General features: G+C 66.8%; 18 protein-coding genes. 11 read left to right on the forward strand and 7 right to left on the reverse strand.

Going from position 1 to position 22,189, the window contains the following annotated elements:
- Complete coding sequence (locus ACQR13_RS28495) at positions 1–1,311, reverse strand: MFS transporter (protein ID WP_315752393.1); 1,311 nt, start codon at positions 1,309–1,311, stop codon at positions 1–3.
- 154 nt (positions 1,312–1,465) lie between these two features.
- Between ACQR13_RS28495 and cyoA the strand changes: the two genes are divergently transcribed.
- The 7 genes from cyoA to ACQR13_RS28530 are packed head-to-tail and all read left to right on the forward strand — an operon-like array spanning position 1,466 to position 8,412.
- Positions 1,466–2,641, forward strand: coding sequence for a ubiquinol oxidase subunit II (cyoA, locus tag ACQR13_RS28500; protein WP_315752394.1), 1,176 nt, complete (start codon positions 1,466–1,468; stop codon positions 2,639–2,641).
- A gap of 24 nt (positions 2,642–2,665) precedes the next feature.
- On the forward strand, positions 2,666–4,675 hold the full coding sequence (gene cyoB / locus ACQR13_RS28505) for a cytochrome o ubiquinol oxidase subunit I (RefSeq protein ID WP_315752395.1): 2,010 nt from the start codon (positions 2,666–2,668) through the stop codon (positions 4,673–4,675).
- Positions 4,672–5,301 carry a cytochrome o ubiquinol oxidase subunit III gene (gene cyoC, locus ACQR13_RS28510; RefSeq protein WP_315752396.1) on the forward strand — a complete coding sequence of 210 codons (630 nt, stop codon included), beginning with the start codon at positions 4,672–4,674 and terminating at the stop codon, positions 5,299–5,301. The genes cyoB and cyoC overlap by 4 nt, the downstream gene beginning before the upstream one ends.
- A complete protein-coding gene (gene cyoD / locus ACQR13_RS28515) occupies positions 5,298–5,657 on the forward strand; it encodes a cytochrome o ubiquinol oxidase subunit IV (protein ID WP_315752397.1) in 360 nt (119 codons plus the stop codon). The genes cyoC and cyoD overlap by 4 nt, the downstream gene beginning before the upstream one ends.
- Complete coding sequence (locus tag ACQR13_RS28520) at positions 5,657–6,490, forward strand: SURF1 family protein (protein WP_434841430.1); 834 nt, start codon at positions 5,657–5,659, stop codon at positions 6,488–6,490. The genes cyoD and ACQR13_RS28520 overlap by 1 nt, the downstream gene beginning before the upstream one ends.
- A gap of 46 nt (positions 6,491–6,536) precedes the next feature.
- Positions 6,537–7,889, forward strand: a complete 1,353-nt coding sequence (locus tag ACQR13_RS28525) for an ATP-binding protein (RefSeq protein WP_315769204.1) — start codon at positions 6,537–6,539, stop codon at positions 7,887–7,889.
- Positions 7,879–8,412, forward strand: coding sequence for a response regulator transcription factor (locus ACQR13_RS28530; RefSeq protein WP_315713466.1), 534 nt, complete (start codon positions 7,879–7,881; stop codon positions 8,410–8,412). Before ACQR13_RS28525 ends, ACQR13_RS28530 begins: the two co-directional genes overlap by 11 nt.
- A 46-nt stretch (positions 8,413–8,458) precedes the next feature.
- Here ACQR13_RS28530 and ACQR13_RS28535 read toward each other — a convergent pair whose 3' ends face one another.
- Genes ACQR13_RS28535 through ACQR13_RS28545 form a run of 3 tightly spaced genes read right to left on the reverse strand, consistent with a single transcriptional unit; the run spans position 8,459 to position 13,220 of the window.
- Complete coding sequence (locus tag ACQR13_RS28535) at positions 8,459–10,420, reverse strand: MacB family efflux pump subunit (protein WP_315713465.1); 1,962 nt, start codon at positions 10,418–10,420, stop codon at positions 8,459–8,461.
- A complete protein-coding gene (locus ACQR13_RS28540) occupies positions 10,420–11,703 on the reverse strand; it encodes an efflux RND transporter periplasmic adaptor subunit (RefSeq protein ID WP_316201730.1) in 1,284 nt (427 codons plus the stop codon). Before ACQR13_RS28540 ends, ACQR13_RS28535 begins: the two co-directional genes overlap by 1 nt.
- Before the next feature lie 41 nt (positions 11,704–11,744).
- Positions 11,745–13,220 carry an efflux transporter outer membrane subunit gene (locus tag ACQR13_RS28545; protein ID WP_316192826.1) on the reverse strand — a complete coding sequence of 492 codons (1,476 nt, stop codon included), beginning with the start codon at positions 13,218–13,220 and terminating at the stop codon, positions 11,745–11,747.
- A 230-nt stretch (positions 13,221–13,450) separates the two neighbouring features.
- Here ACQR13_RS28545 and ACQR13_RS28550 point away from each other — a divergent pair, with 230 nt between their 5' ends.
- Positions 13,451–14,221, forward strand: coding sequence for a response regulator (locus ACQR13_RS28550; protein WP_316201731.1), 771 nt, complete (start codon positions 13,451–13,453; stop codon positions 14,219–14,221).
- Positions 14,208–15,575, forward strand: coding sequence for an ATP-binding protein (locus ACQR13_RS28555; protein ID WP_316201732.1), 1,368 nt, complete (start codon positions 14,208–14,210; stop codon positions 15,573–15,575). The genes ACQR13_RS28550 and ACQR13_RS28555 overlap by 14 nt, the downstream gene beginning before the upstream one ends.
- A gap of 78 nt (positions 15,576–15,653) precedes the next feature.
- Here ACQR13_RS28555 and ACQR13_RS28560 read toward each other — a convergent pair whose 3' ends face one another.
- Positions 15,654–16,424, reverse strand: a complete 771-nt coding sequence (locus ACQR13_RS28560; protein WP_316201733.1) for a DUF2147 domain-containing protein — start codon at positions 16,422–16,424, stop codon at positions 15,654–15,656.
- Positions 16,425–16,887: 463 nt separating this feature from the next.
- Between ACQR13_RS28560 and ACQR13_RS28565 the strand changes: the two genes are divergently transcribed.
- Positions 16,888–18,072, forward strand: coding sequence for an extensin-like domain-containing protein (locus ACQR13_RS28565; protein WP_316192830.1), 1,185 nt, complete (start codon positions 16,888–16,890; stop codon positions 18,070–18,072).
- A 278-nt stretch (positions 18,073–18,350) separates the two neighbouring features.
- Positions 18,351–18,617, forward strand: a complete 267-nt coding sequence (locus ACQR13_RS28570) for a hypothetical protein (RefSeq protein WP_315713457.1) — start codon at positions 18,351–18,353, stop codon at positions 18,615–18,617.
- A 101-nt stretch (positions 18,618–18,718) separates the two neighbouring features.
- Here ACQR13_RS28570 and ACQR13_RS28575 read toward each other — a convergent pair whose 3' ends face one another.
- Entirely contained in the window at positions 18,719–19,333 is a 615-nt protein-coding gene (locus tag ACQR13_RS28575) for a class I SAM-dependent methyltransferase (protein ID WP_316174269.1), read from the reverse strand.
- A gap of 333 nt (positions 19,334–19,666) precedes the next feature.
- Positions 19,667–22,039 (reverse strand): TonB-dependent receptor, encoded by a 2,373-nt coding sequence (locus ACQR13_RS28580; RefSeq protein ID WP_410052251.1) that lies wholly within the window; start codon positions 22,037–22,039, stop codon positions 19,667–19,669.
- Positions 22,040–22,189: the final 150 nt, after the last annotated feature.

Below are 22,189 nucleotides of genomic sequence, written 5' to 3' on the forward strand. Positions count from 1 at the left end.
TCACACCTGCTGCAGTTGGCGCGGCGCGCTGAGCCACAGCGCGAGCAGGGTGCAGACGGCGCCGGACAAGAGATAGCCGCCGGCCGACAGCAGGCCGAGATTGGCCGCCAGCACCAATGCCGCCAGCGGCGCGAAGCCGGCGCCGAACAGCCAGGCGAGGTCGGCGGTGAGCGCCGAGGCCGTGTAGCGATAGGTGCGCGCGAAGTTGGCGGCGATCGCGCCCGAGGACTGGCCGAACGACAGGCCGAGCAGGATGAAGCCGAGCACCATGTAGATGGTCTCGCCGACCGGGCCGGCGTCGAGCAGTTGCGGAGCGAAGCCGGAGAACACCGCGATCGCGATCGCCGAGCTGATCAGGAGCGACTTGCGCCCCATGCGGTCGGCCAGCATGCCGGACACCACGATCGCGACGACGCCGAACACGGCGCCGACGGCCTCGATGATCAGGAAGCGCGCCGGGGTCTCCTTGGTGAAGAGGAACACCCAGGACAGCGGAAACACCGTCACCATGTGGAACAGCGCGAAGCTCGCCAGCGGCGCGAAGGCGCCGATCACGATGTTGCGACCCTCGTGTCGAATCGTGGTGGCGACGCGTGCCGGCTGCAATTCGCGCGACTGGAACAGCTCGTCATATTCCGGCGTCACGACCATGCGCAACCGCGCGAACAGCGCCACGACGTTGATGGCAAACGCCACGAAGAACGGGTAACGCCAGCCCCAGTCGAAGAAGTCGGCCGCGGAGAGATAGCCGACGAAGAACGCGAACAGCACGCTGGCGACGATCAGCCCGAGCGGCGCGCCGAGCTGCGGGATCATCGCATACCAGCCGCGCCGGTGCTCCGGCGCATTCATGGCGAGCAGCGACGCCAGCCCGTCCCAGGCGCCGCCCCAGGCGAGGCCCTGGCCGATCCGCGCCAGCGCCAGCAGCCAGATCGCCGCGGCGCCGACGGTGTGGTAGCTCGGCAGGAACGCGATCGCGACGGTCGAGGTGCCGAGCAGGAACAATGCGGTGATCAGCTTGGCGCTCTTGCCGTAGCGGCGGTCGATCGCCATGAAGATCACGCTGCCGAACGGGCGTGCGATGAAGGCGAGCGCGAACAGCGCGAACGAATACAGGGTCTGCGTCAGTTCGTCGGCGAACGGAAACACGAGGCGCGGAAACACGATCACCGAGGCGATGGCATAGACGAAGAAGTCGAAGAATTCCGACGTGCGCCCGATGATCACGCCGATCGCGATCTCGCCCGGATGCGCCTCATGCGTGCGGGAGAGATGGGTTTCGCCGTCGGCGGTCGCCGCTGCCTGTGTCATCGCGCTGCCTGCAGTCCTCTCATACTCTATTGTTGCCCCGTAATTGTCGTCCTCGGCGCCGCTCCGGTATTGGACAAATTGTCCAATGTCGGCCGTGTCGTCCGGTCGCTACGTGAGGCCTCGTTCAGAGATCCGCCGTGCGACGAGGTTAAGCGTGCGTTACTGGAAATTCTTGGCACTGCTGCCGCTGGGGCTCGCGCTCGGAGGCTGCAATCTGGTCGTGCTCTCGCCCTCCGGTGACGTGGCCGCCCAGCAGCGCGATCTCGTGATCATCGCAACCGTGCTGATGCTGCTGATCGTGGTGCCGGTGATGGCCGCAACCGCCATCGTGGCCTGGCGCTACCGCCAGTCGAACCAGGCGGCGGCCTACACGCCGGATTGGGATCACTCCACCCAGCTCGAGCTTCTGATCTGGGCGGCGCCGCTGCTGATCATCATCTGCCTGGGCGCGGTGACGTGGATGGGCACGCATCTGCTCGATCCCTATCGCACGCTCGGACGCATCTCCGCCGAGCGCGCGGTGACGCCGCAGGACAAGCCGCTCGAGGTCGACGTCGTCGCGCTCGATTGGAAGTGGCTGTTCATCTATCCCGAATATGGCATCGCCAGCCTCAACGAGCTTGCGGCGCCGGTGAACCGGCCGCTCGATTTCAGGATCACCTCGTCGTCGGTGATGAACTCGTTCTACATCCCCGCGCTCGCCGGCCAGATCTATGCGATGCCGGGCATGCAGAGCCGGCTGCACGCCATCATCAACAAGCCCGGCGTCTATCGCGGCTTCTCGGCGAACTACAGCGGCGCCGGCTTCTCCGGCATGCGCTTTGCCTTTCATGGCCTGTCTGATGTCGAATTCGCCGGTTGGATCGAGAAGGCCAAGGCCAGCGGTGCCGGGCTTGGCAAGCCGGACTATCTCAAGCTGGAGCGTCCCAGCGCGAACGAGCCGGTCCGCTACTACGCATCGGTGGATAGCGACCTGTTTCGCGCCATCCTCAACATGTGCGTCGAGCCCGGCAAGATGTGCATGAGCGAGATGATGGCGATCGACGCGAGAGGCGGCATGGGCATGGCCGGCGTCCGCAACACGCTGCCGCTCGCCTACGACAAGTTCGCCGGCCGCGGCGCCGTGTTCGGCGCCGAGCCGAGCTTCGTTGCCGGCGGCGTCTGCCTGCCGGGCGATCAGGTCACGCGGATGGCCGACGATTCCTCGCCGACGGTCCTGGCGCCGCTCGACTGGACGCCGCTGCAGGGCCGTGGATTGGAGCGGCCCGGCCTGCTGCGGCCGTCCAAGGCCACCTTCATCACGGGGACAACCTCCAAATCGGATTCGTGACGTCGGATTCGTGAGGGTCACATCATGTTCGACACTGCCAATCTCACCAGGTTCATCTTCGGCCGGCTGACGCTGGAGTCGCTGCCGTTGCACGAGCCGATCATCGTCGGCACCTTCGCGATGGTCGCGCTCGGCGGCCTCACGCTGTTCGGCGCCGTCACCTATTTCCGGTTGTGGGGCTATCTCTGGAAGGAGTGGTTCACGACCGTCGACCACAAGCGCATCGGAATCATGTACATGGTGCTCGGCATCGTCATGCTGCTGCGCGGCTTTGCCGATGCGCTGATGATGCGGCTGCAGCAGGCGATCGCGTTCAACGGCTCCGAAGGTTATCTCAACTCGCACCACTATGATCAGGTGTTCACGGCGCACGGCGTGATCATGATCTTCTTCGTGGCGATGCCTTTGGTCACCGGCCTGATGAACTACGTTGTGCCGCTGCAGATCGGCGCCCGCGACGTGTCGTTCCCGTTCCTCAACAATTTCAGCTTCTGGATGACCACGTCGGGCGCCGTTCTGGTGATGTGCTCGCTGTTCGTCGGCGAGTTCGCGCGCACCGGCTGGCTGGCCTATCCGCCGTTGTCGAACCTCTCCTACAGTCCGGATGTCGGCGTCGACTATTACATCTGGGCCCTGCAGGTCGCCGGCGTCGGTACGCTGTTGTCCGGCGTCAACCTGATCTGCACGATCGTGAAAATGCGTGCGCCCGGCATGACCATGATGAAGATGCCAGTCTTCACCTGGACCTCGCTGTGCACCAACGTGCTGATCGTCGCCTCCTTCCCGGTGCTGACGGCGGTGCTGGCGCTGCTGTCGCTCGATCGCTACGTCGGAACCAACTTCTTCACCAATGATTTCGGCGGCGATCCGATGATGTATGTCAACCTCATCTGGATCTGGGGCCATCCGGAGGTCTACATCCTCATCCTGCCGGCCTTCGGCATCTTCTCCGAGGTGACCTCGACCTTCTCGGGCAAGCGGCTGTTCGGCTACACCTCGATGGTCTACGCCACCGTCGTCATCACCATCCTGTCCTACCTGGTCTGGCTGCACCACTTCTTCACGATGGGCTCCGGCGCCAGCGTGAACTCGTTCTTCGGCATCACCACGATGATCATCTCGATCCCGACCGGCGCGAAGATGTTCAACTGGCTGTTCACGATGTATCGCGGCCGCATCCGCTTCGAGCTGCCGATGATGTGGACGGTCGCCTTCATGCTGACCTTTGTGATCGGCGGCATGACCGGCGTGCTGCTTGCAGTGCCGCCGGCCGACTTCGTCTTGCACAACAGCCTGTTCCTGGTCGCGCATTTCCACAACGTGATCATCGGCGGCGTGCTGTTCGGCCTGTTCGCCGGCATCGCCTACTGGTTCCCCAAGGCGTTCGGCTTCAGGCTCGATCCGTTCTGGGGCAAGATGTCGTTCTGGTTCTGGACGGTGGGCTTCTACTTCGCCTTCATGCCGCTCTACGTGCTCGGCCTGATGGGCGTGACCCGTCGGCTGCGCATCTTCGACGATCCGAGCCTGCAGATATGGTTCATCATCGCCGGCATCGGCGCGTTCCTGATCCTGCTGGGCATCGCGAGCTTCCTGATCCAGATCGCGGTCAGCATCCTCCGCCGCGAGCAGCTCGCCGACGTCTCCGGCGATCCCTGGAATGCGCGCACCCTGGAATGGGCGACGTCGTCGCCGCCGCCGGCCTACAACTTCGCCTTCACGCCCGTCGTCCACGACAACGACGCCTGGTGGGACATGAAGCGCCGCGGTTACGCGCGTCCGCTCGCCGGCTTCAAGGCGATCCACATGCCGAGCAACACCGGTACCGGCGTGATTCTGGCGGGCCTCAGCACCACCATGGCATTCGGACTGATCTGGTACATGTGGTGGATGGCGGCAGGCAGCTTCGTCGCGCTGCTCGCGGTCGCGATCGGCCACACCTTCAACTATCACCGCAGCTTCCACATCCCGGCCGATGAGGTCATAAGCGTCGAGCGCGCGCGCACCAAGCTGCTCGTGGCAGGAGCCAAGTCATGACCGTTGCGATGGGCACGATGAAGGCCGGGGAGCCGGTCTTCTATGTCGTCGACGAGCACGAGCATCCCGAAGGCAGCAGCACGATGCTCGGCTTCTGGATCTATCTGATGAGCGACTGTCTCATCTTTGCGATCCTGTTTGCCGTCTATGGCGTGCTCGGCGCCAGGTACGCCGCCGGGCCGGCGCCGAAGGATCTGTTCGACCTGTCGCTGGTCGCGGTCAACACCTCGTTCCTGCTGCTGTCGTCGCTCACCTATGGCTTCGCGATGCTGTCGATGCAGCGGAACCGCATTGGCGCGATGCAGGCCTGGCTCGTGGTGACCGGGCTGTTCGGCCTCGCCTTTCTCGGCATCGAGCTGACCGAGTTCGCGCACATGATCCATGAGGGCGCGACGCCGCAGCGCAGCGCCTTCCTATCGTCGTTCTTCACGCTGGTTGGAACCCACGGCCTGCATGTGACGTTCGGTCTGGTCTGGCTGGTCACCCTGATGGTGCAGGTCGGGACCCACGGCCTGATCGAGGCTAACCGCCGCCGGCTGGTCTGCCTCAGCATGTTCTGGCACTTCCTCGACGTGATCTGGATTGGTGTCTTCACCTTCGTCTATCTGATGGGGATGCTTCGATGAGCTCTGATGCACACGCGCACGGTTCGGCGGACGACCATGCCGGCACGCGCTCGGGCCAACTGATCGGCTTCGGCGCCTCCGTCGTCCTGACGGCGATTCCGTTTCTGCTGGTCATGAACGGCTCGCTCGACAAGCAGGCCACGGCGCTGATCATCATGGCATTCGCGGCCGTGCAGGTCGTCGTCCACATGATCTTCTTCCTGCACATGAACACCAAGGCCGAGGGCGGCTGGACCATGATGGCGCTGATCTTCACCATCATCATGGTGGTGATCGCGCTCAGCGGCTCGCTCTGGGTCATGCATCACCTGACCACCAACATGATGCCGGTGCACGAGATGGGCCAGACGCCGTGATGTCAGCTCCTGCCGACGGGGCAGGGGAACGCGACGAGGCCAGCCGCAGGCGATCCGGCGCGCTGCGGCTCGCGATCGTTGCGGCGTGGGTTGCCTGCGTCGCGATGCTGCTGGCGCTGGGCGTCTGGCAGATCGAGCGGCGGGCCTGGAAGCTCGACCTGATTGATCGCGTCGAGCGCCGCGTTCATGCCGCGCCCGTGCCGGCGCCGAGCCCGGCGGATTGGCCGGCCATCGATCGCAGCAGCGACGAGTACAAGCTGATAACGTTGAGCGGCCGCTTCCTCAACGACCGCGAGACGCTGGTCCAGGCGCTGACGGTCGAGGGCTCCGGCTATTGGGTGGTGACGCCGCTGCAGACCGCCGGCGGCGCCGTGCTCGTCAATCGTGGCTTCGTGCCCGCGGATCGCCGCGACCCCGCAAGCCGCAGCGCGGGGAACCGGGATGGCGCAGTCAACGTGACCGGATTGCTGCGGATCTCCGAGCCTGGCGGCGGCTTCCTCCGCCGCAACGATCCCGCGGGGAATCGCTGGTATTCACGTGACGTCGCGGCGATCGCGGCGGCGCGCGGTCTGTCCGACGTCGCACCATTCTTCGTCGATGCCGATGCGACCCCGAATCCTGGCGGACTTCCAATCGGCGGACTCACCGTGATCTCGTTTTCGAACAACCATCTGGTTTACGCGCTGACCTGGTTTACATTGGCCCTCATGCTGGCCGGCGCCGGGCTGCAGCGGCTCCGCCGAGCGCAGCGTGAGCCCGGCGCGCCGGCAGCGCAGGATGTGGAATGGGATCAGCAGCGGCAGGACATGGGTGGATGCGGGACGGCGTCTTGAGCGATCGACGCTTGCCGTTCTGCCGGCGGAGATCGGACGGGCCCTCATGAGCAGCGAGGCCCCCAATTTGCCGTTCGGAGTCGTGGCCGCGATCGCCACACCCGAGATCAACGCGCCGCTGCCGACCAAGGACGCGACCAACCGCAAGAACATGGTGCTGCTGATCCAGCTGCGCTGGATCGCCGTGGTCGGCCAGATCGTCACCATCGGCTTCGTGACCACCTGGTTCGGCATTGCGCTGCCGGTGCTGCCGATGGCGGCGATCATCTGCGCGCTGGTGGCGCTCAACATCGCCAGCCATATCTGGCTGCGCAGGCGCGACGACGTCGGCAATCGCCATTTGCTGATCGCGCTGATGCTCGACGTGGTGGCGTTGACATCGGAGCTCTATCTCACCGGCGGCGCGTCGAACCCGTTCACGTGCCTCTATCTGCTGCAGGTGACGCTGGGGGCCGTGCTGCTCGACGCGCGCTCGTCCTGGTCGCTGGTCGCGCTGACGGTGCTCAGCTTCATCTGGCTCACCATCGAGTACCGCCCGCTGCAACTGCCGCAGCATCATGTCAGCGATGCCTTCACCCTGCACATCACCGGCATGTTCGTCGGCTTCATGCTCGACGCCGTGCTGCTCGTCGTCTTCGTCACCCGCATCAACCGGAACCTGCGCGAGCGCGACGCCAAACTCGCCGATCTGCGCCAGCACGCCGTCGAGCAGGATCACATCATCCGCATGGGCCTGCTCGCCTCAGGCGCCGCGCATGAGCTTGGCACGCCGCTGGCGTCGATCTCGGTCATCCTGAACGATTGGCGCCGCATGACCGTGATCTCTGCCGATCCGACGCTCGCGGAGGATTTCACCGAAATGGAAGCGGCGGTGCAGCGCTGCAAGTCGATCGTGACTGACATCCTGGTCTCGGCCGGTCAGGCGCGCGGCGAAGGCTCGGCGCCGACGACGTTGAAGGCGTTCCTGACGACGTTGGTCGCCGAATGGAGCGCGGCGCGCTCGGCGCGCAATCTGATGTTCCGCAACGAGTTCGGCTCGGATCCGGCGATCGTCTCCGACGTCGCCCTGAAGCAGGCGATCGTCAACGTGCTCGACAACGCGTTCGAAGTCTCGCGCGAGTGGGTGGAGTTCGTGGTCGAACGAGATGGTGATCAGCTGCTGCTCAGCGTCAGCGATCGCGGGCCGGGTTTTGATCGGGCGATGCTGGGGCAACTCGGACGTCCCTATCAGTCGAGCAAGGGCCGCCCGGGCCGCGGCCTGGGCCTTTTCCTGGTGGTCAACGTGATCCGCAAGCTGGGCGGCAGCGTTTCCGCCTGGAACCACCGGGGACGTGGAGCGACCGTCCGGCTGTCACTGCCGTTGTCGACGCTTGTCATTGGAGAGCGCGATGGCGAATGACCTGTCCCTCCTGATCGTCGAGGACGATGACGGTTTTGCACGCACCCTGAAGCGCTCGTTCGAACGGCGCGGCTACGAGGCCGTCGTCGCCGGCTCGCTCGAGGACGTCGACGAGATCCTCAAGGAGAAGACGTTCGGTTATGCCGTCGTCGATCTCAAGCTCGGCGGGGCTTCCGGCCTCGTCTGCGTCGAGAAGCTGCATGCGCACGATCCGGAGATGCTGATCGTGGTGCTGACCGGCTTTGCCAGCATCGCCACTGCTGTCGAGGCGATCAAGCTCGGCGCCTGCCACTATCTGGCCAAGCCGTCGAACACCGACGACATCGAGGAGGCGTTCCGCAAGGCGCAGGGCAACGCGCAAGTGGCGTTGGCCGAGCGCTCCACCTCGATCAAGACCCTGGAATGGGAGCGCATCCACCAGACCCTGATCGAGACCGACTTCAACATCTCCGAAGCTGCGAGACGGCTCGGCATGCATCGCCGGACGCTGGCGCGCAAGCTGGAGAAGCGCCCGGTGAAGTAGATCGATCCGGTTGTTGTCCGGAGGAGTGGAGCTCATTCGTTCCGACCTACTCCCTTGCCAGAGCCGTTGCCGGATCGAGCCGTGAGGCGCTGCGGGCGGGCATGTAGCCGAAGCCGATGCCGATCGCCATCGACGTGACGGCGGCGCCGACCATGGCGAGCGGCGAATAGATCAGCTGGAAGCCGACGTCGAGCGCGTTGAAGACCGTGCCGAAGCCGACCGCGAGCGCAAGGCCCAGCGCACCGCCCAGCAGGCAGACCAGCACCGCCTCGATCAGGAACTGCATCAGGATGTCGCTGCGGCGGGCGCCGACCGCCATGCGCACCCCGATCTCGCCGACGCGCTCCGACACCGACACCAGCATGATGTTCATGACGCCGATGCCGCCGACCAAGAGCGAGATCACGGCGATGGCCGCCACCAGCAGTGTCAGCACCTGCGTCGTGCTTTCGACGGTCTTGCGGATGTCATCGGTGTTGAGGACGAAGAAATCCTTGGCATTGTGCCGCGCCGTCAGCAGCGCCGTTGCGGCACGCTCGGCCGCCGCCATCGGCGTCGCCTCGTCGACGCGGACGCTGATGCTGCGCAGCACCTGGTTGCCGAGGAAGCGCGCCTGCACGGTCGTGTAGGGCAGGTACACGATCGGCGTGGAGCTGGAGCCGAAGCCGGCCTGCTGCTGCTTGGTGATGCCGACGACGCGGCAGGGCACCTTGCCGATCAGGACCACGCTGCCGAGCGGACTGACGTCGGGATCGGGAAACAGCGCCTTGCGCGCATTGTCGTCGATCACGGCGTCCTGGGCGTAGGAGCGCACGGTATCGGCATCGAGATAGCTGCCTTCGGCAAGCTCGGTGTTCTTGACCCGGAAATACTGCTCGCCGACGCCGGAGATCTGGGCGCTGACCTCGATCGCGCCGAACCGCAGCGTGCTGGTGGTCGAGACCGTCGGCGAGATCGCATCGACATAAGGCTGCTGCGCCATGACCTTGGCATCGGCGAGCACCAGCGTCCTGATCTTGCTGGAGCGCGTATCGCCGAAATCCTTGCCGGGAAAGAATTCCAGCGTGTTGGTGCCGAGCCGGTTGATGTCCTTCAGCACCTTGGCCTGCGAGCCCTTGCCGAGCGCCAGCACCAGCACGACCGAGGCGACGCCGATGATGATGCCGAGCATGGTGAGGAATGCGCGCATCCGGTGCGCATTCATGGCGAGCAGCGCCATCCGCGCGGCCTCGCGGAAACGGTCGAGCTGGCTGCGCCACCACGACGCCGCCTGCGCTGCGTGGTCTTCGGTCGCTGCGGCTGGCGCGGGTTCCGAAGTCCGCGGATTGAGCCGGTCTGAAATGACGCGGCCGTCCTCGATCTCGATGATGCGCCGGGCGCGCTGCGCGACGCTCGGATCGTGCGTGACGATGATGACGGTGCGCCCGGAGGCGCTGATCTCGTCGAGGATGCGCAGCACCTCCTCGCCGCTGGCGCGGTCGAGCGCGCCGGTCGGCTCGTCGGCCAGGATCACGTCGGGATCGTTGACCAGCGCGCGGGCGATCGAGACCCGCTGCTGCTGGCCGCCCGAGAGCTGACCCGGCTTGTGGTCGGTACGGCTGCCCATGCCGAGCCGCTGCAGCAGCGCCTCGGCCTTGCGGTGGCGTGCCGCCGGGCCGAGCCCGGCATAGACCGCAGGCACCTCGGCATTGTCGGCGGCGCTGAGCTCGCCCAGCAGATGGTAGCGCTGGAAGATGAAGCCGAAATGCTCGCGCCGCAACGCCGCCAGTTCGTCCGGATCGAGCGAGCCCATCTCGCGGCCGGCGATCCGGTAGCTGCCGGATGTCGGGCGGTCGAGGCAGCCCAGAATGTTCATCAGCGTCGACTTGCCGGAGCCCGACTGGCCGATGATCGCCACCATCTCCCCGCGCGCGATCTGGAGGTCGACGCCACGCAAAGCATGGACCGTGCCTTCGCCGGACGCGTAGCGCCTCCCGACATTCTGCAGGTCGATCAGGACCTCCGTCATCACGCGCCTCCGGGCGGGGGCATCACGGTTCGCTTCGTGCCCTCCTCGGGCGCCGAGATCACGACCCGCTCGCCCTCGCGCAGGCCGGACTGCACCTCGGCCCGGATCTTGTTGTTGAGGCCGACGCGAATGGTGCGCTTCTCCAGCGTTCCTGCGCCGGTCAGCACGCGCACCGTGTAGCTGCCATCGGGATTGGCGTTGCCAAGCGCGGACGACGGAATGGTCGGGACCTTGCGGGCCTCGCCGAGCAGGATGTGAACCTCGGCCGTCATGTAGGTCATCAGCCGCCCGTCCGGATTGGCGATGTCGAACACGCCGTTGTAGTAGATCGCGGAGGACGTGGTGGACGAGGACGAGCTGCTGCTCGACGTGGTCGTCGTGCTCGACGAGAAGCTCGAATCGCTCTTGATCGATTCGGGCGCCGGCTCGATCGATCCGAGCGTGCCCTCGTAGCGATGATCGGGCTCGCCCAGCACGGTGAAATAGACGTTCTGTCCGGGCCTGACCTTGACGACATCGGCCTCGGAAATCTCCACCCGCACGGTCATCGTCTCGACCTGGCCGAGCACGACGATGGTCGGCGCCGACTGCACCGCATTCACGGTCTGGCCCTGCTGGGTGACGATCGACAGCACGGTGCCGTCGATCGGGGCCGTGATCTTGGTGTAGCCGAGGTTGACGCGCGCGGTCTCGATCGCGACCTCGGCCTCGACGATTTGCGCGTCGAGTTGCGCGATCTGGGCCTGGGTCTGTTTGACGGTCGCCTCGGCACTGTCGTAGTCGGCGCGCGACGAGGCCTTCTGCGCCAGCGTGACCTGCTGCCGCGCCAGGTTCGCCTCGGCCAGCGCCAGGGTGGCGACCTTCTCGTCACGCTGCGCCCGTACGCTCCGCAGGCTCGCCTCGTTGGTGCGCAGCGTGTTCTGTTGCGTCAGCGAGTCGATCTCGGCGATCAGATCGCCGGCCCTGACCTTCTGTCCCAGCTTGACGTTGAGCGCGACCAGCCGTCCCGACGCCTGGGCGCCGACCGCCACCAGCTTGACCGGCTTCAGCGTGCCGGTGGCGAGCACGGTCTGCTCGATGTCGCCGGTCGTGACGGGCGCGGTGACGAGATTGGCGTTGGGATTGCTGGTCAGCCTCATGACCAGCACGATCGCGGCGGCCAGAACGACGAGCGCTCCGGCGATCAGCAGCGGCCAGCGGCGTGGCCGCTTCGGCTTCGGCGCCGGCGCGAGGCCGCCATCGACCGCGACCGGTCGGGGCATGTAGGATAAGGGTGCGTTCATCGGATCACTTCGGAGGCACTTTTTGAAGTTCAGATCGTAGATTATTTGGGCGCGACGGCCTGTGCGAGATGCGGGCCGGTGCCGCTGTCGACGACCTCGGGCAGCGAGCTGTCGATCGCTGCGGTCCAACCGCCGCCCAGCGCCTTGGCCAGCGCCACGTAGTTCTTCGCGAGCGTAGCGCGGCTCGCGAGCAGGCTGTCCTCGGCGGTGAATTGCGAGCGCTCGGCATCGAGCACGTCGAGGAACGTGCTGGAGCCGGTCTGGTAGAGCGAGCGCGACAGCCGCGCGGCCTCGCCATAGCGCCGCGCCGACTCGCTCAGGCTGCGGATGCGAATGCGCTCCTGGCCGAGGCTCACGATGGCGTTCTCGACGTCTTCGAGCGCGCTCAGCACCGCGCTGCGCCAGGCGACGTGGTATTCGTCACGCTGCGCTTCCGCGACCTCGACGGCGGCCTGCAGCTTGCCGCCGTTGAAGATCGGCACCGAGACGCTCGGGCCGATCGACCAGCCGATCGTCGAGCTCTTGCCGAGATCGCCGAGCTTCAGCGCCGTGGTCGAGACCGTGCCGGTCAGGCTGACATCCGGGTACAGCGCGGCGGTGGCTTGGCCGATCTTCGCGGTGAACTGCGCGACCTGCCGTTCGGCCTTGCGCACGTCGGGCCGCATGACCAGCACGTCGGCCGGGATGCCCTTCGGCAGCGGCAGGCGCGGCGATGGGATCGGTGTCGCGCGCGACAGGCGGAGATTCAGGGCCGTCGGGTCGCGGCCGAGCAGGACGCCGAGCCGGTGCACGGCCTGCTGATAGCTGCTCTCATAGGTCGGGATGGTTGCTTCGGTGCTGGCGGCCAGCGCGCTCGCCTTGGCGGTGTCGACGGCCGAGGCCGAACCGGCATTCTGCTTGCGCTCGGTCAGCGCCGCGGTCTCGCGCTGCGAGGCGGCAGTGCGCCGCGCCAGTGCCGCGCGCGCCTGGTAGGCGCGGGCATCGATGTAGTTGGAGGCGATGTCGCCGACCAGCGTCAGCAAGGTCGCGCGCAGATCGTCCTCGGCGGCATCGACGCCGTAGGTCGCGGCCTCGACCGCACGGCGGTTGGCGCCGAACAGATCCAGCTCCCAGCTCGAATCGAAGCCGGCCTGGTACTGGCTGTAGGTGGTCGGAGCGATCGCGATGCCGCTTGTCGAGCTGCTGGCGCTGCGGGTCTCCGTCGCGGTGCCGGTGCCGCTCACCGTGGGAAACAGCGCGCCGACGGCCTGGCGCTGCGTCGCCCGCGCCTCGCGGATGCGCGCCTTGGCGGCGGCGACGTCGAGATTGCCGGCAACCGCCTCGCTGATCAGTTGATCGAGCAGGTCATCGTTGAGGTTGCGCCACCAATGCGCGAGCTTCAGAATCTGCGCCGGCCGATTGCGGTCGCTGCTCCAGCGCTTCGGCACGCCGAACTCTGGCGTCACGTAATCGGGGCCGACGGCGCAGCCGGCGAGCAGCGGCGTGGCGAGGCAGAGTGCGAGCAAAACGGGCTTCACGGCGGCTGATACTATCGCGGTTCGAAAGGAGGCCGCGCCGGCTGGTCGGCCACGCCGCAGGACTTCCCCGTTGGTGTTTGTTTGATGCGCAGAGCCTAGGCAGGTTAACGATTGCGCAGGGTTAAGTCGCGTGAAGAAATGTTTCCGCCTTAACAATACAGCTTACTTTCGCCACGATCGCGCGCCGCTTCGGGCTGTTCTTTTCGACCAAAATCGACCATGTTCCGCGCATGATGTCGTCACACAATACCGTCGTGGCCGCAGACGCAAACATGCCGGCAGCCGCGCGCATTCTCTGCGTCGAAGATGACCGGGAGATTGCGGCGCTGCTCACCGAGCTGTTACAGGAGCACGGCTTCGCGCCGCGCTTCGTATCCTCCGCCGCCGCGATGAACGACCTCCTGCAGCGCGAGCAGGTCGACCTCATCATGCTCGACGTGATGCTGCCGGACGACGACGGCATGAGCATCTGCCGCCGCCTGCGTCAGATCTCGACCGTGCCGATCATCATGGTGACGGCGAAGGGCGAGGACATCGACCGCATCCTCGGCCTCGAGCTCGGCGCCGACGACTATGTCGTCAAGCCGTTCAATCCGCGCGAGCTGGTGGCGCGCATCCGCGCGCTGCTGCGCCGGTCGCAATTGCATCCGGCCGTGATCGCGGCGCGGCAGGCGCCGATGACGTTCGACGGCTGGCGCATCGAGCCGGCGACGCGTACGCTGTTCGATCCCGACCGCGTCAAGATCACGCTGACCAGCGCCGAGTTCGACATCCTGCTGGCGTTCTGCCGCAATGCCGGCCGCGTACTGTCGCGCGAGCAGCTGATCGAGCTGGCGCACGGCGGGCAGGCCGGGCCGGTCGAGCGCAGCATCGACGTTCACATCAGCCGCATCCGCCAGAAGATCGAGCCCGGCGCCAGGAGCTGGACCCTGATCAAGACCGTGCGCCTCGGCGGCTACGTCTTCACGCCAAGAGTCGAGACCATCGATGACGCCAGATAACAAGCCGTGCCCGCGCCTCGGCCTCACCACGCAGATCGTGACCTTGGCGTCGCTGTCGGTGCTGTTCGGCATGGTGCTGATGATCGCGGCCGCGCTGCTGTTTCTCGATCCGCCCGACGAGCAGGAATCGCCGGCCTACGGCATCGCGCGCGTCGCCGAGGCGGTGCACTTCGTCCGCGCCACGAATGATCCCGTGGCCGTCGACAGCAGCCTGTCGAGCCTGCGCAGCTCCGGCATCCAGGTCGAGCTGGTGCCGCTGACCTCGCTGACGCTGCTCGCCAAGCCGGTCAGCGACGTGCCATGGACCTCGCGGCTGGCTCGCCGTCAGCTCAGCGTGCTGCGTGACGTCACCTTGCTCCACGGCGTCGGCTATGGCGCGGCGCCGCCGACCCAGATCATCGTCCAGGTCGACGGCGAGCGTGCGCTGGTGTTCGACGACGTGCCGCGCCTCGAATTCTGGTCGATGGTGCTGAAGCCGACGGCGGTGTTCCTGTTTCTCATCCTGATCCTGGGCGTGCTGCTGTCGATCTACGCGGCGCGGGCGATCATCCGGCCGCTGTCGGAGATGGCGCGCGCGGCGGCCGCATTCGGCCGCTCGCCGGGCGCGCAGGAGCCGCTGAGCCGGCGCGGGCCCAGGGAGATCGCCCAGGTCGCCGAGGCGCTGAACGAGATGCAGGCGCGCATCCGCGCGCTGCTCGACGACCGCACGCGGATGCTGGCGGCGATCAGCCACGACCTGCGCACGCCGCTGACGCGGCTCAGGCTGCGCTCGGAGCGGATCGGGCAGGGCGAGATGCGCAGCGCGATGCTGCGCGACATCGACCAGGTCAGCCGCATGCTCGACGAGACGCTCGATTACCTGCGCGACGACACCAAGGCGGAGCAGCCGGCGCGGATCGAGCTGGCGAGCCTGCTCGAGACGATCTGCTGCGACTTCGCCGATGTCGGCCACGCCGTCACCTTCGATGGACCGTCGCGGCTGGTCTGCGAGGGCCGGGCCCGGGCGCTGTCGCGCGCCGTCACCAACGTGGTCGAGAACGCGGTCAAGCATGGCAGCGAGGTCGTGGTCAGCCTGTCGACCCTGGCCGACGGCATGATCGCGATCGAGGTCGCCGATGACGGTCCGGGCATTCCTCAGGCGCTGCAGGCGCGGGCGCTGGAGCCGTTCGTCAAGCTCGACCAGGCGCGCTCCGCCGGCGGCTTCGGCCTCGGCCTGTCGATCGCGCAGGAGATCATGAAGAAGCATGACGGCGGCATCGCGCTGATGCCCAACGCCCCGCGCGGCCTGCGGGTACGGCTGTCGCTGCCGCTGCGCCTCGCGATGCCCGCGGCGATCCCCGCCAAGGTGGCGTAGCAGACGCCACGAGGAGGAAACCCCGCCGGTGCTGATCCCGGCGGGGCCTTTGCGTTCGCCGATGTCGAGGGACGGCAATCAGCTCACGCGCTTCCAGGTCTGTCCGCCGCAGAACAGGCCGCCGAAGGCGCAGCCCTGGACCCGCAGCGTGTTCGGATTCTTGAGCACCACGGTGGAGTCGTAGTTGCCGCCGCCGTCCGGATCGTGGATGCGGCCGACCCATTTGCTGTCCTTCGGCTTCATGTTGATCAGGATCTTCTCCCGCGTCTTCTCGGCAAAGCCGCAGATGTTGGCGCCGCACGGCTCGATCACGACATTGCCCTTGCCGCCCTCGGTGGCCCACAGCCCGAGCGGCGAGTTCGGATCGGCTGCCGGCGCCGGCTGAACTGCGGCAGGCGCCGCGGCAACCGTGACCGGCGCGGGTGCCGGGGCTGGCTGTGGAGCAGGCGCGGTCGCCGCGACCGGCGCCGGCGCCGCCGGCATCTGCACGGTCGTGGATGGCGCAGCGGAAGCGGGCGATGCGGGGGCTGGCGCGGCCGCGGCTGGCGCGGTGGCGGCGGGCGCCGGCGCGTTGACGACCGGCGGAGCCGCCACGGGCGCCGCGACCGCGGGGGCCGGAGCGCCGGCCGCAGGCGCGCTGCCTGCCGGCGCATCGTCATCGTCGAGCTTGGATGATTTCAGCCCGCTGAGGTCGATGCCGGACACCTGCAGGCAGGACAGCGACTGGCAGTTGCGCGGCACGGTGACGCGGATCTTGTGTCCGTCGAAATTGAACGCGATCGAGCTGCCGGCCTGCGCGGCGCTGCTCGCGATCAGAACGGCTGCTGCGGCCAGATACACGGTCTTCATGAATGAGCTCCCTCGGACGGCGTCGTGAACCTGGAGGGAACTCTTAGACGCGGGTGACGGCGCGATCTGTGACAAGGGTCACAGCCGAAAGGCCAATGCGGCTGGGGCCGCACGCGGCCCACCGCGGCCCGTCAATCGATCGAGGTCGGATCGCAGCGATCAGATCATCCCGACGATGATCGCGCCGACGAATGCAAACACGACATACGTGACCACCATGCTCAGCCGATCGGCAAGGCTCATGGGACCGCTCCCGTTTCGCATCTCGCGCACCTGGCGTGCGCTCGCGCTTGACGCCTGCTCCGCAAAGCGCGCGCCACACATATCCGATCGGCATCGGCAAAAAAGACAGCGCGGTTGTCGCTTCCCCGTAAATGGACTGCCTTTCACGTCACGATGGTTTGCGCGCCGTAAATGGACGGCATTGACAGGTCCTTAAGCAAATTGCCGCAAACCTCTGCATATGACGCGCGGAGTTCGTTTGTATCTCGTCGGCTCCATCGTCCTTGTCTCGCTTGCGGGTTGCGGCCGTGGATTCTTCCAGGAGCGCGAGCCGTGGCGGGCCGAGGCCGAGATCGCCTGCCTGAAATCTGGCGCGGTGAAGGAGAGCGCGGATATCGTCCGCATCAATCCGATCTCCGGCCCCGGCATGTGCGGCGCCGACTATCCGCTGAAGGTGGCAGCGCTCGGCGAAGCGACCACGAGCTATGGCTTCGCCGATGAAAGCCTGCGTCCGCCGGCCGCGATCGGCGGCCAGCCGCGCTGGCCGATCAACCAGCCGCCGCAACGCTACGCCCCGCCCGCGACCTATCAGCCACAGGCGGCGCCGCAGCCCGCCTATCCGTCGTCGAGCGCGGCCTATCCGGGTCCGGCATCGCCGTCCTATGGCGCCCCTCCCGGCGCGCCACTGCAGCTCGAGCCGCCGGTCGGCGAGGACGACGTCAATCAGCCGGCCGACGCGGCCTATTCGCCCTCTGGCGGTCAGCCGGGCGCTCGCACCGCCTATCCGCAGCAGGAACCGCCGCCGCGGCTCGGACCGTCGCGCGATCCGGTCGGCACCGTCGGCCCGGTCGCGGTGAAGCCGACCGCGACGCTCGCCTGTCCGATCGTCTCGGCACTCGACCGCTGGATCGCGGAGTCGGTGCAGCCGGCAGCCCAGCGCTGGTTCGGCACCAAGGTCGTCGAGATCAAGCAGATCTCGGCCTATTCCTGCCGCGGCATGAACGGCAATCCGAGCGCGCACATTTCCGAGCATGCCTTCGGCAACGCGCTCGACATCGCCGCCTTCACGCTCGCCGACGGCCGCCGCATCAGCGTCAAGGACGGCTGGATCGGCCTGCCGGAGGAGCAGGGCTTTCTGCGCGACATCCAGGGCGGGGCGTGCCAGCAGTTCACCACCGTGCTGGCGCCCGGCTCCAACGTCTATCACTACGACCACATCCATGTGGACCTGATGCGCCGCGCCAGCCGCCGCATGATCTGCCAGCCAGCCGCGCAATCCGGCGAGGCGGTGGCGGCACGTGCGCAGCAGCGGCGCTATGGCTACGGCCAGCGCGAGCCCGACGTGACCAGCTCGATCCCGTCGCGCAAGCAGCCGCGCAGCATCGGCCAGCTGATCAACGAGGAAGACGAATTCCGGGACTATTGAGAGGGCGAATAGGGAACAGCGAGTAGCGAATCGAGATCGGGACGATCACCTGCTCGCCATTCGCCATTCCTGTGCGCGGCTGTGGATTTCTTTCGCCGTCAGCCGCGCCTGACCGCGCTCTGTCCCGCCCCGAAACGGAAACCCCGACGTCACGCGCTGCGGATTAGGAGTCCGTTGACCAGTTTTGCCGTCCGCCTTTGGCCGACACTAGACCTGCCACAGTCGCCAGGAACAAGGCGCGCGGGGTTCTGGTTGCTGCCGGATTGGGAGAGGCGGAGATGGCATCGTATCGCATCAAGGCGATTGGGGCGGGCTTCGAGGTCGGCACCGCCGAGCAGGCCGTGCTGGTCTGCCGCTCGCTGAAGACGGCACGCCGCGCCGTCGCCGATGCACAGCGTCTGGAGCGGATGCCGCCGAAGCCGATTCCCTGGCGCACGCCGCCGGAGAGCGAGACGTCGGCTGGTGGAGCGGAGGATGCCGCGCGCAGCGAGGATGCCGACACCGAGGTTCTCGTCGTGTCGGATGGCCCGCCTCTGTGCTGCTGACTAGATCATGATGCGATTCCACGGAATCGCATCATGATCTCATCTCCTTGTTTGAGCATGATCTTTTCGGAAAACCGGTTTCCACTTTTCCGGATCATGCTCTAACCGGCGCGGAAGCGGCAGAACTGGAACTGCTGCGTCGAGTCCCATGGCGTGCGATGCACCTCGGTGCAACTGTCCTCCAGCGTGAAAGCAGGACCCAGCGCAGCGGCCAGTCCGTGGGCGTCGTAGCGGACGACCGGCAGTCCGCTGCACTTCTCCGGACCATCGGACGCGAACGTGCCGATGATGACGGCCCCGCCGGGCACCACGGCCGCGCGCAGGCGGTCGACGTAGGCGGCGCGGTCCTCAGGCGCGGTGAGGAAATGGAAGGCGGCCCGGTCGTGCCAGACCTCGTAGCGCGCGTCCGGCGTCCAGGTGGTGACGTCGGAGGCGATCCACGTCACCCCGGCCGCCGCCGCGCCAAGCCTGCGGCGCGCCGTCGCCAGTGCCGCGTCGGAGATGTCGAGCACGGCGAGCGCGCCGTAGCCGGCCGCGAGCAGCGCATCGACCAGCCGCGATGCGCCGCCACCGATGTCGATGATCCGCGATGTCGGTGTCGCACCGGCCTCGCGGATCATCCGCAGCGACGTCGCCGGGTCGTCCTGGTACCAGCTCACCTCGGTCTCGGCCTTGGTGGTGTAGACGGTCTGCCAATGGGTGGTGCGGTCGGACATGGTTTCGGTCCCGAGGAGAGGCACACATTATAGCACGTGACGGCTCGAACTCTTGCCCAGCCGGCGGTGAGTCCCCTCCCCCTTGCGGGGAGGGGTCGGGGGTGGGGGTCCCCACGCGCTGAACGTTCCATGGGGCACACTTCACGCGTGAACGATTTCACGCGTTCGACTGCGGTCGTTCGACGCGCGCGATGATTCTCCAGTGTTCTTGATAGATCGACTCTCCATCACGAACAGCGGGACTCGTGGTCCCCCACCCCCAACCCCTCCCCGCAAGGGGGAGGGGAGTTCACCGTCCGCGAGGAGAGGGCGTGAGACCTAGCAAGCTCCGCCTCAAAACGTCCCCGCCACCGTCACCCTGAACGTCAGCGGCTCGATCGGATGCAGCACGCGGTCCATCACGCCGGTCTGGCAGACCTGGGCCGGCGGCACCGGCGGGGGCGGCAACGGGGAGGCCGGTGAGCCGTAGCACGCCTGGTAGAGCTGGTCGGTCGGCAGCAGCGAGCCGTAGCCGTAGGAGATCTGGCTGGCCTTGCTGTTGAGCAGGTTCAGCACGTCGAGCTGGATGCGCCAGCCATTGGCGTCGCGGAAGCCGATGCGGCCGTTGAACACGCTGGTCGGGGTGGAGCGGAAGTAGTTGTCCTCGGTCAGCGGCGTGGAGCCGAGATAGCGCCAGCGCAGACCGCCGAACCAGCCGGTCTTCTCGCCGAGCGTGATGCCGGCCGACGCGATCATCGCCGGCGCGTTGGGGATGTAGTTGCCGGGCGCATTGCCGAGCTGGGCCTGGGGGTAGCCTGCGAGCGAGGCGTAGACCGCCGCTTGGTCGGTGTTGTCGCCGACGAAGCGCGCATGCGTCATCGCCAGATCGGCATCGATGTCGATCCACGACGCCGGGCGATAGTGGTTGGTCAGCTCGAAGCCGTAGCGCCGGCTCGGCCGGCTGGCCTCGGTGTTGCCGGCATCGCCGGAGAACAGGATCTCGGAATCCTGGTTGAGCATGAACACGCTCAGCGACGAGTCGAGTCCGGGGACGATGCGCGTGCGCACGCCGACCTCGGCGCCCTTGGTGCGCACCAGAAGGGGCGAAGAGTCGATCCTGGTGCCCGGCGCAGCCGGATCGTCCGTAGTGGTCGCGCCGCGGGCATCGTTGCTGTGCATGCCATAGCCGGCGCCGACGAAGAACTCGGTCTTGTCGAACGGCCCGATCACCATCCTGAATTTCGGACTGCCGAGGCTGGCCGCGGCATCGCCGGTGTTGTTGCCGTTGGTCAGCGAATAGACGTGGGTCTGATAATAGTCGCCGCGATAGCCGACCGTGGTGCGCAGCCAGTCGGTCCAGCGCACGGTGTTCTCGACATAGAGCCCGACGCTGCCTTCGCCGACCTTGTCGGCGCGAACGACGCCGGTGCTCAAGGGATCGATGTCGGAGAGCAGCACCCGCTGACGCGTATTGGTCAGCGCCAGCGCGATGTCGTCGTAGCGCGTCTGGACGCCGAACGTCGTCTCCATGGGGCGGCCGGCGAAGCTGCCGTTCAAGGTGCGTGACGCATTGGCGCCGAGCATCAGCCGGTCGTCGTGCTGGTGAAACTGGTCGCCATAGGTCGGGTTGTTCAGCGCGTAGGTGAAGTTGTTGTAGAGATCGAGCTGGCTTTTCACCAAATAGGCGTTGGCCTTCCACGAGCCGGCCTCGTCGGTGCCGGCGATGCGGCCGGACAGCGCGAAGCGGTTGGTCTTGCCGCCGTCCGTCGGATCGTATGCGTCGTAGCGGCCGAGATCGCCCGAGGTGATGGCGCGTTCCGGCACCTGGTCGGTCGAGGTCCAGCGGTTCGCATAGGCCATGCCGGTGATCGAGAAGCCGTCGGTCGCCGTGCCCTGCGAATAGCGCATCAGGCCGTTCAGCTTCTTGGCGTCGTCGGGCGTGGTCCAGGGTCCGTCATAGCGGCCGGCCTCGCCGGCGATCAGCAGATGGCCATCGCCGACATGCACCGAATCCATGCTGAAGAAACGGCGATAGCCGAAGCTGCCCGCCGTCACCTGCGCGATCGCCTTAGGCACGCTGTCGACCAGGCCGATATGGACGCTGCCGACCGAGGCGAAGTCGCCCTCGTCGGCGAAGTAGGGCCCCTTGCGCACGTCGACACGGCCGATCGTCTCCGGCATCAGCCAGTTGAGATCGGCATAGCCCTGGCCGTGGGCATGGGTGCGCATGTTGACCGGCACGTCATCGACATGGAGTGCGAGGTCGGTGCCGTGGTCGAGATTGTAGCCGCGCAGAAAATACTGGTTGGCTTTGCCTTCGCCGGAGTGCTGCGTGACGATCAGGCCGGGCACCGCTTCCAGCACCTCGCCGGGGCGGGTCGCCGGGCGGGCGTTGATCTCCTCGCCGGATATCACGACCTCGCTCGCCATGCCCTGCGGCCGCGCGGGGCCGGAGCCGACATTGGGCGCGCCGGACGGTGCAGCCGCCGCCGCGGTGGCCGGCGTTACATTCGTCGCCGCACGGGCGGCGCCCGGCTTCGGCCGCTGCGCCTCGCGCCGGACCTGCGGTTTCGGCTTGGCCGCGCGTCGGGGGGCATCGACGTCGACCGTCGGCAGTTCGGCCGGGGCCCGTTCCGGATGGGCGTTTGCCTGCTGCGCCAATGCCGCCATCAGCACGCCAACACTTGCCCCACGCCACCGCATCGTCACGCCCCTCGGTCTCGTCATCGGGCGTGCGTCATCATCTGCCGCGAGCCGTCGTTGGCCCGCGACACGCGCACTTGGTTCGCCCTGATGTCGAGTGTTAAAGAACGCTAAGGTGACACCAGTATGATGTCAACGTGAAAACATCATACTCATCGGGTGGATAGGCGCTTG

This window comes from Bradyrhizobium sp. HKCCYLRH3059 (genome assembly GCF_051168035.1).
GTDB lineage: Bacteria > Pseudomonadota > Alphaproteobacteria > Rhizobiales > Xanthobacteraceae > Bradyrhizobium.